Here is a 14,834-nt window from a genome sequence, read left to right as displayed (position 1 = left end):
GGTAGATTAATGCAATATTTTAATGTGGGTAGAATTGTTAATACACATGGCATTCAAGGTGAAGTAAAAATCATGCCCATCACAGATTTCCCAAAAGATAGGTTTCAGGTGGGTAAGCAATTGTACTTGTTCTCACCTAAAAGTGAAGATAAACCAGTAAAAACGTTAGAAGTTTCCAAAGTTCGACAACAAAAAGGCCTCTATTTTTTACGCTTTGTGGGTTTAGATTCCATCAATGATGTTGAGAAATATAAAGAGTTTGATTTAAAAATTCCGGAAGAGGATCGAGGACAACTTGCTTCTAACGAATTTTATTATAACGATATTATTGGCTTAGACGTTTATGATTTAGATAATCAACTATTGGGTCAGATATCTGAAATCATGTCACTTGGTGCCAATGATGTTTGGGTAGTTAAACGGCCAGGCCAAAAAGATTTACTATTACCATATATTCATCAGGTTATTAAACAGGTGGATTTAAAGACCCATCGCGTAATAGTGGAATTATTAGAGGGGCTTGATGAATGAAAATTGACATCTTAAGCCTTTTTCCAGATATGTTTAGTGGCCCGATGCACGAATCAATTGTGGGTAAAGCTATCGAAGATCATCTGCTTGATATTGATGTGACTAATTTTCGTGATTATTCTAGCAATAAACACAATAATGTCGATGACTATCCGTATGGCGGTGGGGCTGGGATGCTTCTTCAACCACAGCCGATTTTTGATGCAATGGCCGCCATTGATGAAACAAATCAACAGTTGCCAAAAGGACGCGTGATTATCCTAGATCCAGGCGGTAAACCGTTTAACCAAAAGATGGCTGAAAATTTTGCTAGTGAGTCACACTTAACATTCATTTGTGGGCATTACGAGGGATACGATGAACGTATTAAAACGCTCGCCACTGATGAAGTTTCTCTAGGAGATTATGTCCTGACTGGTGGTGAACTTGCGGCAATGGTTATGATTGACGCAACTGTTCGCCTCTTACCAGGAGTGCTAGGAAATGAAGAATCTGCTCCGGGGGATTCTTTTTCTACCGGATTATTGGAATATCCACAATATTCGCGTCCGGCCGATTTTAGGGGGATGCAAGTTCCAGAGGTGTTACTGAACGGAAATCATCAATTGATCGCTCAATGGCGTCGTAAACAAGCTTTAAAGCGAACCCTGCAAAAGCGTCCAGACTTATTAGATAAAATTAAGCTTGATCGTAAAGATTTTGAATTATTAGAAGAGATTAAGCTTGAATTTAGTGACGACACTGATGATTAGTTGGGTTTAAAACAGCTTTACAGTGTTTTGATTTTATGCTAACATATTAAATAGTCTGTTAAGACAAACACACAATATTCCGCTGTTCAAAAAGGATAAGAATGTTGATGAAAGGAAGGTTCTCAATGAATCTATTAATTAATAAAATTACCGAGTCACAATTGCGTGATGACATCCCTGATTTCCGTGCTGGAGACAGTGTTCGTGTGCATGCACGAATCGTTGAAGGAACACGTGAACGTATTCAGCTTTTTGAAGGCGTTGTTATCAAACGTCATGGTGTTGGAATCAGTGCAACATATACGGTTCGTAAAGTCAGCAATGGTGTTGGGGTTGAACGTACATTCCCATTACATTCACCACGTGTTGCTAAGCTAGAAGTTACTCGTCATGGACGTGTTCGTCGTTCTAAACTTTATTACTTACGTGCTTTGAACGGTAAAGCTGCTCGTATTAAAGAAGACCGTCGTTAAGATGATTAAAGTACAAGTCAATTATGGCTTGTATTTTTTTATAGAAATTTATGGATTGAATTATCGAGAAAAAAACTATCAAGTCAATTAAATCATGACTTGATAGTTTTTTAGTACTTAAATTTTTTTATTTGTTTTATGTTCACTTGCGACATAAAATCCCCAAGCAATGGCACCGAATAAGATTGGACCGATGACTGTCCAAAAGGCAGTATTTAAATCGTGTTGTAGCAGTGGTTCCACAACTGTAAACACAATTCCGAACATGAGGACAATCAAGACAATAATCGTTGTGGCATAAACGCTGAATTTTGTTTTATAGATGACAAACGGACGATTTAAATCTTGACGACGTTTGAAAAATGGGAAAGCGCCGATTAAGAAAAGGTATGGGAAAGTTGTTGAAATGTTAGCCATATCGGTCAGAATCGTGTAGAATCCCTGAGCGTCTGAACCACCAAATGAAATAAAAAGAACAAAAACAGCAACCACAGCAGCTTGACACCACATTGCAAAGGCAGGCACACCAGCTTTATTTAATGTGGTTACTTTTGCAGGCCAAAATTTCTTTGGTGATCCCAGAATAAAAGATTTCAAAGGGGAATAGATTAAGACAAAAAATGATCCTAGATAGGCCATAAACATGCCTAAACCAGCAAATCTGGCGAACCATTGTCCCAACGTAATAGCCGTTGCTTGTTGTAATCCTAAGGCCTTTCCGAATACAAAACCAAGATTGTTCATCATGACATAGGTAATATTGCCTAAATCGACGTTATGTCCTGAGAGCGTTTGGTGCCAATTAGTTGAAATTCCCCATAAGAAAATAGATAAAGCATACATAATGCCGATAAAAACAGTTGAAATGATGATTCCTCGAGGAAAAGTCTTCTCAGGCTTTTTAAGACTGTCTGTCACCCCACCCATGGATTCCATTCCGCCATAGGCAAAAACGGCATATACGATAAATGAGAGCATAGCAATGGGTGATGTAAAGGACGGATTAGGAGAATGAACAACGCTGCTTAAACCATTGAAGGGTTCGGCTAGTTGTCCATGATTTAAAAAGAGAATACTTAAACTCACGATAAATAAAACCACATTGAGTAAAGCCACAAAAATACCACCCACTGAAGAAACCTTGGCAATCGAGGTCATCCCGCGGGTCGTACAGAAAGTTACAAAGACAATCCAAAAGATTCCCATCAAACCAATTGTTTGGGTTGAACTTAGCCCAAACAAATGCCAACTTTGGGTGGCATCATGACCGGCAAAAATGGTTGAGAAGGGAATCCAAACTTTAGAAGCTGTGGAAACCATCCAAATAATCCAAGATGATAGCCAGATAAAAGTCCCAATAAAAGCCAGTTTTTCGCCAATCGATTGTTCCAACCAGGAATAAATACCGCCTTTGGCATCTTTAAAGGTGGATCCATACTCCGCGAACATTAAACCACTGGGTAAGAAGAAAAGAAATGCTGCCAAGACGTACCAAATAATGCTTGCATATCCCATTTGGTCAAAAGCCACTGTGGTGTTTGCAAACCCAAAAATCGATGTGAAGATCATCAGTATTAACCCCGTAACTGAGATCTTTTTTGTGTTTTTCATTATATTTACTTCCTCTTATTTAATTATAGGTTCATATCCTGCTTAAAGTTTAGTGGTGATAAATCAGTCATTTTGGTGATTAATTGAGCAGTAAGCTTTTGCATTGATTGCAGTCCCAAATCTGCATTCTGTTTGCTCTGACTGGTTAAATAATTCTCTAGTTGTTTTCCTTCAAGGGTGCGAGCCATTTTATCACTGATATGCAGGTTTAAAATGAGTTGCTGATTAACTTTTGCCTGCACATCTTCAAGTAATGAGCCGAACTCTAAGTAGTTAGTATCCACCAAAACACCAGCTTGTTTGTAAATCCAATAAGCGGAATCAGGTTGGAAGGTCTCACTGCCGCGTTTGTAATTAGCTGGTGTATCCTTTATTCCTGCATAAAATGGAATATAAATACTTTGAGCAGCAACCCCCATCGCTAACCAGTGAATACCCGCAATTTCAGTGGGCAAATTTGGTCGAATTTGTAAAACGTGCGATTCTTGTGTTTTTGCCAAACTGATTGGCCGATACTGGGTTCGTTCCCGAGCATCACCAACTCCGATTGGATCAAAAGCCGTTCCTTGAAAATGAGAACTTAAGACTTGTTTGACGTCATCTACTTGAATCAGTTTTTCTGCACGTCGAATAAAAGGTAAGTCATGACTTTGTGGCTGTTGTTCAGTATGGGGGTTCAATAGTTTTTGTCCGTACCAAACCCGGGGATTATTGTAAAATTCATCGGATAGATCATTGGTCCCAAAAATATTGCGGAAATTAAATCCAGTGGTCTGAGGATTTAAATGATTTTGGGTCACAAAATCAGCTAAGCCGGCAACGGTCATAAAGTTCTCATTATCATCGAAATCAATTTCTTGAATTGAAAGTTGATTGGCAACAACGGCATAGGCATCATCAGGAATCCGTTGGGCGACCCATTGATGACCGGCTGCCGTTTCCATATACCAAACCTCTTTCTGATCGGAAAATAGAATTCCGTTTGTTTCAGAGGTTCCATACTTTTCAATAATGTTGCCTAAATAATTTACGCCTTCACGAGCAGTTTTGATGTAGGGGAGAGTAACAGTGACCATCGCTTCTTCGCCAATTCCATTTTCAACAAGTGGATCGGCACCGAGAGCCTGGTTGTTCGTATAGGCACTTTCAGTGGCACTCATAGCGACCCCGAATTCGTTGATTCCATCTTCTTCAAACAATCCAAATTTATCAGTCCACTCGGGAGTTGCCGTGTATTTTCCAGCAACCTTAGGAAGATTGAGGGTGAAACCATTATCCATTGATTTAAAAATTTGAGTTTCAGAGTATTCATGATGGGGATGAACCACAAAATGTTTAGGCCATGCGGCCCGTGAGTCTTCATTACGGCCAATTAAAGTTGAGCCGTCAGTAGTTGCCAGACGACCGGCCAAAAAACTGGTACAGGCTGAATACGAATTAGATTGATTTACCATTAAATTTCCTCCTTGAAAATGAATATATATACAGTTTTTATTTTATCATAAATCTTTGATTGAAATTTATGGAAAATATTGCGACAATAGATCAAATGAATGAGGAGGAAAATAAACATGCCATTGGTTCATATTGATTTGATTGAAGGTCGGTCTACCGATCAGCTACGAAACTTAGTAAAAGAGGTTACCGCAGCTGTTTCTAAGAATACAGGGGCTCCGGCTGAACATATTCACATTGTGTTAAACGAGATGCGTCCTGATCGTTATAGTGATGGCGGCGTATTGCGTAGTGACGAAAAATAACAAGTGGTCACAAGAAAAGGAGCAACCTTTATGGGTTACTCCTTTTCGAATTCTAATTTAATTGGCTAAATTTAAATAATTTTCGAGATATCTTGCAAGACCGTCATGATCGTTATCAAATTCAGTTACGTCATTGGCGATACTTTTGATGACCGGAGTTGCGTTTTTCATGGCGACCCCGCGGCCAACGTAATCCAACATTTCAGCATCGTTATGTTCATCCCCAAATGCGATGATGTTTTGGCGATCAATATTGTATTGTCGAGCAATGTAGGCAACGGCCTTGGCTTTCTGAATGCCTTTTGAAACGACTTCCAAGACGCTGTTAGGGCCGCCCCAAACACCGATATCCACCTGTTGACCATAGTTATGCATGACAATATTACGCACAGTTTGTTCTTGATTAGGAGCCACCAAAAGGACCATGGAAGTTGGATTTCGTTTAAGTGAATTCCTAGAGAGCAATTGGTCCTGATTTAAGGTGGTGGGGAAAAAGCCTAGAGAGGACGGAGGCAAATGATCCGCTAAGTACGTATGTTTACCTTCAGCTGCAATCATTTCTAATTGTAGTTTTTTACGATTAGCCATCATATCCAAAACAATTGCCTTACTGATGGTGCGTTTGTACTCACCGGACCAGTGTTGATGGGGAATATGGGTAAGAGCCCCATTAAAGTTAGTCATGGGTGTTTTCAGCTGTAATTGATCGTAAATGGCTTCAGAAATTCGGTAAGGCCGCCCGGTAACAATACTAACAAGATGGCCGGCAGCAGTGGCTTTTTGAATTACTTCAACAGTTTTGGGTGACACTTGATTTTGACTATTGAGCGTCGTTCCGTCGAGATCAATGGTGATTAATTTTTGTGGCATGTTATTCAACTCCAATAAGCTTTATAATAAAAGTAATGTATCCTAATTTAAATTAACATAGATTAAGGATGGATGCTATCAAATTTAGAAATGAGTGGAATTATGCAATTACCAAAAGGCTTTATTGAAAAGTATACACAGCTTTTAAAAGATGAGGCGCCAGCTTTTTTTCAAGCTTTAAATGAAGAACCAACGCGGGGCTTTCGGGTGAATCCTTTAAAAAGTTCGAGTCAACCAACGGAGCACGCTACCAATGATCCAGTTTCATACTGTCAGTTTGGCTACTATGGAACTGTAAGTGGGAAAACAATTGATCACCAAAGTGGGCTAATTTATAGCCAAGAGCCTAGTGCAATGTACGTGGGTGAAGTTGCACATCCTAAACCTGGAGATCGTGTGTTGGATCTTTGTGCAGCTCCTGGTGGGAAAACAACCCATTTGGCAAGCTATATGAATCAAGAAGGACTTTTAGTTTCCAATGAAATTAATCGGAAACGCGCCGGAATTTTAGCTGAAAATGTGGAACGATTTGGGCTGCAGAATACGATTATGACCAACGAATCTCCTGATAGTTTAGAAAAGCATTTTCCTGCATTTTTCGATGTTGTGGTCGTTGATGCACCGTGTTCTGGTGAAGGGATGTTTCGTAAGGATCATGAGGCTGTGCAGTATTGGACGCCTGAATATCCATTATCTTGTGCCAACCGACAAAAAAAGATTCTAAAAAGTGCTTTAGCAATGTTGAAGCCAGGCGGCCGACTAATTTATTCAACGTGTACGTTTGCCCCTGAAGAAGACGAACAGAATATGGCCTGGTTATTACAGGAATATGCTGACTTACAATTGCTGCCGATAAAAAAATATCCAGGGATGGCTGACGGTCGTCCGGAGTGGGCAGATGGCAATTCAGAACTAACTAAGGCCCTCAGAATTTTTCCACATCAAATGCGTGGTGAAGGCCATTTTATTGCCCAGCTGCAAAAACAGATTACTGATGTAAAGACTAAGGAACTTAAGCCACAAAAGAGTAATGTAAACAAATTGCAGCGACAAGATTGGCACAAAGTTGCTGATCAATTGCTATCAATCACGATTGAGGATTCTCGTCTCCTAGCGTTTGGAGAGCATTTGTATGCAATGCCAACAGATTTACCAGAGCTCAGCAAACTACAAGTGATTCGTCCCGGAGTTAATCTAGGCATGTTTAAGAAAAATCGATTTGAGCCTGCTTTGCCATTAGCATTGGCATTTCAAGCAAAAGATTTTCAAGAGCCAGTTCCAATTACTGAGGAACAATGGGTAGATTATGTTCATGGTGATACATTTAGTATTTCAGACGTAACTAATGGCTGGCACGCGTTAACATGCCATGAACTAACCGTTGGATTTGGGAAGGTAGTTAACGGGGTAGTCAAAAATTTTTATCCTAAAAAACTTCGCTTTAGCATTAACAAATAAATAGAAATGTAACAAAAAGCGTCAGACAAAAAATGTCTGACGCCCTTTGTTTTATAAGAGTTTGATTTGACGCTGTCTGCAATAATGACTTAATGATTCATCAAAAATAAGATTCTTTGCGTTTAATTGCTGAATGGTTTGGGCACCTTGGATAGTTAAAAGATCCTTGAGCTGAGTTTGCCAATTAGTAATGAGTGTAATTGTGTCATTTTCACCATTTCTCAAAAGCGAATGGAGAACCGTACCAGCAATTCCAATCATGTTAGTACCTAGTGCAAAACCTTTTACCATGTCTAAAGGCGTTCGAATGCCGCCACAAGCATAGATAGTTAAGCTGTCCTGTAAGGCCTGTGATTCTAGCAAGGATTCCACGGTGGTTAATCCCAGATCTTGTAAATAATCATAGGCTTTGTCATGGCGGCGAGCATTTTCAATTTTAGCAAAATTAGTGCCCCCGTGACCAGCAACATTGATAAATTGAACCCCCACAGCCTGTAGGCTTTGCATGGCATCTTTCGTCATTCCAAAGCCAACTTCTTTAACAATCACTGGAACGGAAACATGTTGAACAATTTCACCAATATTTTGAAGCCAATTAAATTCACGATCACCCTCGGGCATAATCATTTCTTGAATAGCGTTCACATGGACCTCAAGTAAATTAGCCTGAATCATATCAACTGCTTCTTGAGCCGCAACTGGGGAATGATTAGCTCCAATGTTAGCAATAATCAGCCCATCCGAATTGATTTCACGAACAATTTGAAAAGTTTCTCGTAATGAGGGTTCTCGAAGGGCAATACTTTGTGAGCCCACAGCCATGGGTAAGTGGGTTGCTTTTGCAATCCGGGCTAAGCTAGCATTGAGTTTACCTGTATATGCACTACCACCGGTCATGGCTTCAATGTAAAAAGGGAAATCTGTAAAGATCCCCCCCATTTGACTATTTAGACTAACTTGTTTTTGATTGATTTCCGGAAGGGCATTCGGCAGTAACCGAATGTGCTGAAACCCGGCTTCAGACTGTGGTTGATAAAAATGTTCCGCTAAAGAAACGTGTTCATCTTTTCGGTGAGACTGAATGTCTTTCATAGTTAATTCTCCTTAAAGCTCGGTTACATTATGGACATTAAATTTCAATTGCTCGATACCTTTATCATGCCATGTGGCTAAGAGGGAATCAGTGGGACGATTACGATCAATTAAGACAATCCCACAATCACCACCACCAGCTCCTGAACTTTTGGCAGCCCCACCAGCTGTTTCGGCGTCATTTATCATTTCTTTTAGGGTAGGGGTTTCGATCAAAACTTTACTAAAATCACTGAGTTTTTTGAGGATTTTACGATTAATGCGCAATTGGTTTTGAATAACCGCAATCGATTGATCATGAAACCCTTTGACCATTTCTTTAAGACAATTTTTACTTTCTTCTAGAAAAACTTGATATTCGCGTTGGTCTTTGACCTTACCCATCGCTACTTTATCCACCAAGTGGGAAGTAGATGCCGGGGAGCCTGTCCAGCCAATCATTAACTTAAGATCAGCAGGGGGTGTCAACAATTCAATATTGAGTCCTGGCCAGGTTTTGTTTAGCAAGTCCATTAACGTTGTTTGTCGACGTTGTGCAGAGAGCCAATCACGATTAAAAGAATGATAGGCAATCCAGCCACCATAAACACTAGCAGCAATGTCACCTAATGAACCATTGCCTTGCACATCAAAATGGGCAATTGCAGCTAACTTAAAGAGGATATCTTTAGTTAATGGCAGGTGGTAGAACTTTGCCAAAGCTTTAATCGTGGCGACGGTAACGGCAGCAGAACTGCCTAACCCGTATTTTTTCCCATCTGAGCTATCAAGGTCACTATTAATATAAAGATTGTATAGACCGAGATCTTTGTGGAGATTGCTTGCATATTCTTCCGTAATGGTGATTGCAGAAAGAATGTAGTGGAATGGATTATCACGATTATCAAAAATCATTTTGGAACCTTCACGTCGCCAAAGAATAGAATTTTCATGGTATTGTTCAGAAACGATTCGGCCAATATTTTCAGTTTTTTCAATTGACGCTGTTACAAACTGATTTAGCGCCACAATAATCGCTGGATATCCTGATTCAACAACTGCGTACTCTCCTGCGATGTAAAGTTTTCCAGGTGCTTTCACCGTAATCAATGAATCAAGTCCCTTCAACATTTAAATTGTTTTTTATTTTTTATAGGTATGTGATGCCTGGGCCCGGTTTGCAAACGACTAGTTGTTTTGCACTCACAATTTGGTTAAGCTCGTGCATGATAAATTCGTTATCAGAAGAAGCACAGATAATCTTAACGTTTGGCCCCGCGTCCACAGTACTATAACATTCTACACCTTGTTTTCGCATGTTGCGAACAGCACTAAGAATTGCGAGCGTTTGCGGTTGGAAATAAGTGAAACTGGGAACGGCACCAAACGTTGTCGCGTGCATCCGCATTGCACTCTGCTCGGCAAGCTCACCCAAAGTTGCTAAATTTTGATTAAGAATGGCCGTTTTCATCGGTTTTACGTCAGCCTGGGCATTTTTTACCCAAGCTGGATAGAAAGGGGAGGTTTCCACAACAGACTGCATGCCATTGGTGCTGCTAACTTTCTTTTGAGCAGTGTTTATAAGCACCGTGATGAGATTAATATCCCAATCGACATTTTCTTGAATGGGTTCTGCATAAGAACTTTGGTCATCATGGCCAGCATGCCACTGGACAAAACCACCAAAAATGGAGCGTGATGCGGATCCAGAACCATGGCGAGCTATGATCGATAATTGACGATTAGATAAGTTTAGCCCAGCCGCTTTTGTGGACGCAGCTGCTAAGGCTGCAAATGCAGAAGCAGAAGAAGCTAAACCGGCAGTGGAAGGTACGTGATTGGTAGACTGTACTTTTGCAAAATTTGAAATCCCACTTAGATGACGAACTAAATCTAAAACATTTTTGACGCGCTTAACACCTGAACCAGTCAAAGGCTTCTCATCAACGAAGATTTCATCGTGATCTAAGGATTGATCAAAATCGACAGAAGTATCTGTATAAAAACGGTCTAGGGTAAGCGAGATACTGTCATTGTACGGAAGAATAAGCTTAACGTTTTTTTTCCCCCAGTATTTTAGAAAAGCAATATTAGTATGTGCACGAGCGGTTATCATTATTGAGCTCCTTTATGATCTGGGCTTTTGAGTGGTTCAATCCAAGTATTTACTGCACCATTCTTAATTAAAATGTCAGCGACTTGCTGAGCGGTCTTTTTGTCCTGGGTTAAAGCAATTAAACAGCCACCCATGCCACCACCAGTTAGCTTGGCTCCTAAGGCCCCATTGGTGATGGCTAACTGGGCAAAAAGATCTAAAGTCGGATGACTAACACCTAGTTTAGCCAACAGATTTTGCGAATTATTCATTAAGGTGCCCAGTTTTTTGAAATTACCGGTGGTTAAGCACTCACGGGCTGATTTGGCATTTTCTCCCAATCTTTCAATGGCGGTTTCGGCACTAGTTGAAGAAGCAAGCTGAGATTTGACGTGTTGGACGGCTAAACCAGTCTGACCTAAGATGCCCGTGTCGGCAATCACAAGGAACGCATTTTTAGTAATTGGCACCGTCTGGAGCCGACGACCACGAATAAACCAAATGGGGGCCTTAGCGCTAACAGTTGCAGCATCCAAGCCACTGGGGTTTCCGTGAATATATTGTTCAGAAACATCTGCTAAACGGAGTAATTCCGAATGAGAAAGGGGCTGTTCAAAAAAATGAAATAGGGCGCGAATAAGGGCAACAGCCGTAGCCGCAGAAGATCCCATCCCCCGTTCTGACGGGATTTCACTTTGAATTTTAATATTAAAGGAAACGTTTTCTTGGTGTAGCTCAGTTAAAATGGTTTTAATGAGAAGTTGAATGCCAGTTTCATTGTTAGGCATATCAATCAACTTCCCATCAAAATAGCGGCTTTGAATCGTTTGAGGGGCATTGGTTTTGGTGATGGTTACTTTCGTTTGTATTTTGGAGATGGGTAAGCAGATGGCAGGCTGGCCATAGACCACACTATGTTCACCAAAAAAAATTATTTTGGCATGACTTTTTCCAATTGCAGTTTTTAACAACACGATCGCTCACTTTCAAATTTGTAAAGTTATTATCAGAAACGCCGTTAAACTAACAACTCTTAACTAAATTGTTTTGGATCGGTTGGGATCAGAAATGTTTTTCAGCTTAATATTAAACTTTTAGACTTTTTTACGCTATAAACAAGTTTATATCTTAACATATTTTTAGTAATACCAGCATAACTTGAAGAAAGCAGAGGATGTGGCGGTGTGACTACACAAAATCTAAATAAAAATAGTGGTCGACTACTTTAAATTTTGTTAACTGAAATTTACAGGCATTTATGACAAGACGTTAATGTAGTATTATAAAAGATATGGAACAAACATCTTATGAGTTAACTGGTGAGGATATGGATTCAAATACAACATATGCAGTCGTAGATATTGAGACTACAGGCACCAATTTGAACGCAAATGAGCGGGTCATTCAGATTGGCTGCGTATTTATTAAGCATCATAAAATTATAAATACTTTTGCAACTGATATTAATCCTGAAATGGCAATTCCAAATGCCATTCAACAGTTGACGGGGATCACCAATCGGCGAGTGCGAAAAGCACCTTTGTTTGATGATATTGCGCCAACTTTATTTGGGCTCCTTTCAGATACTGTTTTTGTGGCGCACAACGTGAACTTTGATTTTCCTTTTTTAAATTATGAATTCGAAAGAGTGGGCTATCCAGCCTTGACTATTGAAGCAGTGGATACTGTGACACTAAGTCAAATCTTGTTACCTAGTGTAAATGGATACCGGCTGCGTGATTTATCTAGATATTTTGGCATTAAACATGAGCATCCGCATTCTGCAGACAGCGATGCTTTAGCAACTGCGAAGTTATTTATTATGTTACAAAAACGTTTATCTGGTTTACCACTTATAACGTTGGCACAATTAAACAAATTGTCTGGCAGTCTGCCCAGACAAACTGCAACGCTGATTGAAGGGGCTTACGCGCAAAAGCAAAAATCACCGGGGAAACTCCCCGCCTTTTTAATGATCAAAGAAAATTTAGTGTTGCGGGTGCAGCGGACTAGAATTATTGATGACACCAGTGAACAACTAATGCATTACCCGCATTCAAAAAAATCCAAATTAGACCTTTTTAAAAATGACTTAGGATGGCGTAGCGCCCAGTCGAGAATTATGAACGCTATTTACGCAAATTATCAAAATGATGCTCCCAAAGCGTTGGTGATTGAAGCGCCAACTGGGATTGGGAAAACGCTAGGGTACTTGTTGCCGTTTGTCTTTTTGGCCTTTCAAAACCATTTACCAGTTGTGGTTAGTTCAACGACGACGCTATTGCAATCGCAGCTAATGGAAAAGACAATTCCAGTTTTAAGTAAAATTTTATCTGTACAACTTGACGCTACTTTGGTAAAAGGGAGTAATCATTATATTGATTTAGCCAAATTTTCTCAACAATTGAATGAAAGTGATCCGGCTAACCAGAGTCGCTTGATTAAGATGAAATTGTTGGTTTGGCTAACGTATACAAAAACTGGGGATCTTGACGAACTACATATTAACAACCACAAGATCCCGCTCCTAAACGAGGTACGTCATCAAGGAATTGCCAGTTTGGATGCAACCAATCCGTTTTATGAAATTGATTTCTATCAAAGAGTTATTCGTAAAGCGCATCTTTCTCAAATTGTGGTGACTAACCATGCTTTTCTCACGCGGCATGCAGATTTGTTAGGAAGCAAGAACCGGCCGCCTTATCTGGTTATTGATGAAGCACAACGATTTGTGAATACAATTTTACAAGAGAATCGGGTGACCCTCGACTTTAATCACTTAATGAGTATGGCGCATAGTGCAGTTAGCCATTTAAAAATGAGCAGGGGAATAGACCGGTCGCCGGTTGTGAAGGCTAATCCAATGGGGAGTTTCCATGTTTTTCAAATGGCAGATGAACTTGAAGCGATTAATCAGGAGATTAGTGAGATTCAGTCACAGCTCTATAAGCGTTTTTTAGCCCATCAAATTCCGATGGAGTCCAACAGTTTACCTTATCAACGGTTGATTAACTACTCAGAATTGACTAAATTTTTTGAGACTAATCAAGAAATGATTCAACGTTTACAGGAAAGTTTTGTTTCAGAAATATTAGCTTTTGAAGCACTGAATAAGATTCTTGAAAAACAGCAACAAAATTTAGTGGAAACAGAGGTTCGTACTTGGGTTAAATTGAATACACAACAATTAGAAATTGAAATTCAATCGCAAATCTTTAGACAAATTTTCGATTCGTTACTGAGCGGTGCCAAGCACTTGAATAATGAAACTAAATTTTATTGGGTGCAAGTTGGACCACAACATGATGCCGGTAGTGTTAGTTTGTCACAAGGCATTATCGAAAGTGCCGATTTTATTAATCAAAATGTTTATCCATGGTTTCAAAAACCGACTTTGATTGGTGCAACTCTGTTTTCAAACAGTCGCTCGAAGTATTTTCTTAATCAAGTGGGGTTAGCCAGCGATTCGACAACTGTGAAAAAATACAGTAGTCCTTATAATTTTACGGATAACGCGTTGCTAGAAATTGTTAATGATGGTCCATTCATTAATGAAATAAGTTCAGACGAATACGCTCTATATCTGACTGATGCCATCTATCAATTGGCAAAATCAACCCCTGGCAAAATATTAGTTTTATTTAATTCGCTAGCTACAATTAAAGATGTGTTTAATCGCATTCAAAAAACGGATTTGGGTCGTCGTCGGCAGATACTTGCGCAAGGTGTCAATGGCACCAAATCGAAACTAACAAGAGAGTTTATGTCAAGTTCTACCGGTATCTTGTTTGGTGCGGCAAGCTTTTGGGAAGGGATGGATTTATCCAACGGCCAACTGGATCTCTTGATCATAACGAGATTACCATTTGATTCGCCTGATGACATCTTTACAAAAGCCGAAACAAAAATTCACCAGCAAGCTCATCGAAATCCATTTATATCAACATTGCTTCCCAGGAGTATTCTCCGGCTTAAGCAAGGCATTGGGCGATTAATTCGATCAGAAAAAGATTACGGTGCCGCCGTGATTTTAGATCGAAGGATTATCGACAAGAGTTATGGGAAAACGATGTTACACAGTTTGCCGAAGGGGATGCCGATTGAAAAGCAGCCTTTAAATCAAATAAACGGGTCGCTTAGTGAATTCTTTAGAAAACATCGCTAATATAGGGTGATTTATTTGCTATAATTACTGTAGTTCTGAATTCAATAG

Annotated in this window: 13 protein-coding genes; 6 read left to right on the top strand and 7 right to left on the bottom strand. The window is 39.8% G+C overall.

All coding sequences use genetic code 11. The features are described 5' to 3' along the window. Positions 1-9 precede the first annotated feature (9 nt). The 3 genes from rimM (at position 10) to rplS (ending at position 1,756) form a co-directional block, all read left to right on the top strand. Complete coding sequence (rimM, locus tag ACLHK8_RS02345) at positions 10-531, top strand: ribosome maturation factor RimM (protein WP_057772946.1); 522 nt, start codon at positions 10-12, stop codon at positions 529-531. Beyond that, a complete protein-coding gene (gene trmD / locus ACLHK8_RS02340; protein ID WP_063697423.1) occupies positions 528-1,283 on the top strand; it encodes a tRNA (guanosine(37)-N1)-methyltransferase TrmD in 756 nt (251 codons plus the stop codon). Before rimM ends, trmD begins: the two co-directional genes overlap by 4 nt. A gap of 125 nt (positions 1,284-1,408) precedes the next feature. Next, positions 1,409-1,756, top strand: a complete 348-nt coding sequence (rplS, locus tag ACLHK8_RS02335) for a 50S ribosomal protein L19 (protein WP_057772950.1) — start codon at positions 1,409-1,411, stop codon at positions 1,754-1,756. A 117-nt stretch (positions 1,757-1,873) separates the two neighbouring features. Here the strand turns inward: rplS and yjeM are convergent, their stop codons facing one another. After that, a complete protein-coding gene (yjeM, locus tag ACLHK8_RS02330) occupies positions 1,874-3,367 on the bottom strand; it encodes a glutamate/gamma-aminobutyrate family transporter YjeM (RefSeq protein ID WP_063697425.1) in 1,494 nt (497 codons plus the stop codon). A gap of 23 nt (positions 3,368-3,390) precedes the next feature. Beyond that, positions 3,391-4,821, bottom strand: coding sequence for a C69 family dipeptidase (locus tag ACLHK8_RS02325; protein WP_063697427.1), 1,431 nt, complete (start codon positions 4,819-4,821; stop codon positions 3,391-3,393). Positions 4,822-4,920: 99 nt separating this feature from the next. Here ACLHK8_RS02325 and ACLHK8_RS02320 point away from each other — a divergent pair, with 99 nt between their 5' ends. Beyond that, positions 4,921-5,127 carry a 2-hydroxymuconate tautomerase gene (locus ACLHK8_RS02320; protein WP_269084002.1) on the top strand — a complete coding sequence of 69 codons (207 nt, stop codon included), beginning with the start codon at positions 4,921-4,923 and terminating at the stop codon, positions 5,125-5,127. Between the two features lie 57 nt (positions 5,128-5,184). Here ACLHK8_RS02320 and ACLHK8_RS02315 read toward each other — a convergent pair whose 3' ends face one another. Continuing rightward, complete coding sequence (locus tag ACLHK8_RS02315; RefSeq protein ID WP_057772957.1) at positions 5,185-5,997, bottom strand: Cof-type HAD-IIB family hydrolase; 813 nt, start codon at positions 5,995-5,997, stop codon at positions 5,185-5,187. Positions 5,998-6,099: 102 nt separating this feature from the next. Here ACLHK8_RS02315 and ACLHK8_RS02310 point away from each other — a divergent pair, with 102 nt between their 5' ends. After that, positions 6,100-7,455: an RsmB/NOP family class I SAM-dependent RNA methyltransferase gene (locus tag ACLHK8_RS02310; RefSeq protein WP_063697557.1), complete on the top strand. Its 1,356-nt coding sequence runs from the start codon at positions 6,100-6,102 to the stop codon at positions 7,453-7,455. A 51-nt stretch (positions 7,456-7,506) separates the two neighbouring features. Here ACLHK8_RS02310 and fni read toward each other — a convergent pair whose 3' ends face one another. From fni to mvk, 4 genes are read right to left on the bottom strand one after another with little or no spacing between them, the layout of a single operon-like run. After that, on the bottom strand, positions 7,507-8,547 hold the full coding sequence (gene fni, locus ACLHK8_RS02305) for a type 2 isopentenyl-diphosphate Delta-isomerase (RefSeq protein WP_057772958.1): 1,041 nt from the start codon (positions 8,545-8,547) through the stop codon (positions 7,507-7,509). 12 nt (positions 8,548-8,559) lie between these two features. Further along, positions 8,560-9,636 (bottom strand): phosphomevalonate kinase, encoded by a 1,077-nt coding sequence (locus ACLHK8_RS02300; protein WP_063697430.1) that lies wholly within the window; start codon positions 9,634-9,636, stop codon positions 8,560-8,562. Positions 9,637-9,676: 40 nt separating this feature from the next. Beyond that, complete coding sequence (gene mvaD, locus ACLHK8_RS02295; RefSeq protein WP_057772960.1) at positions 9,677-10,642, bottom strand: diphosphomevalonate decarboxylase; 966 nt, start codon at positions 10,640-10,642, stop codon at positions 9,677-9,679. Continuing rightward, on the bottom strand, positions 10,642-11,592 hold the full coding sequence (mvk, locus tag ACLHK8_RS02290; RefSeq protein ID WP_057772961.1) for a mevalonate kinase: 951 nt from the start codon (positions 11,590-11,592) through the stop codon (positions 10,642-10,644). Before mvk ends, mvaD begins: the two co-directional genes overlap by 1 nt. A 320-nt stretch (positions 11,593-11,912) precedes the next feature. On the opposite strand from mvk, the gene ACLHK8_RS02285 reads away from it, so the two are divergent. Continuing rightward, positions 11,913-14,786: a helicase C-terminal domain-containing protein gene (locus ACLHK8_RS02285; protein WP_057772963.1), complete on the top strand. Its 2,874-nt coding sequence runs from the start codon at positions 11,913-11,915 to the stop codon at positions 14,784-14,786. The last annotated feature ends 48 nt before the right edge of the window (positions 14,787-14,834 follow it).

Origin of the sequence: Pediococcus sp. M21F004, from assembly GCF_051122535.1 — a bacterium.
Lineage (GTDB): Bacteria > Bacillota > Bacilli > Lactobacillales > Lactobacillaceae > Pediococcus > Pediococcus inopinatus.
The sequence above is the reverse complement of the archived record's forward strand: the minus strand, read 5'-3'. Positions and strand labels throughout refer to the sequence as shown.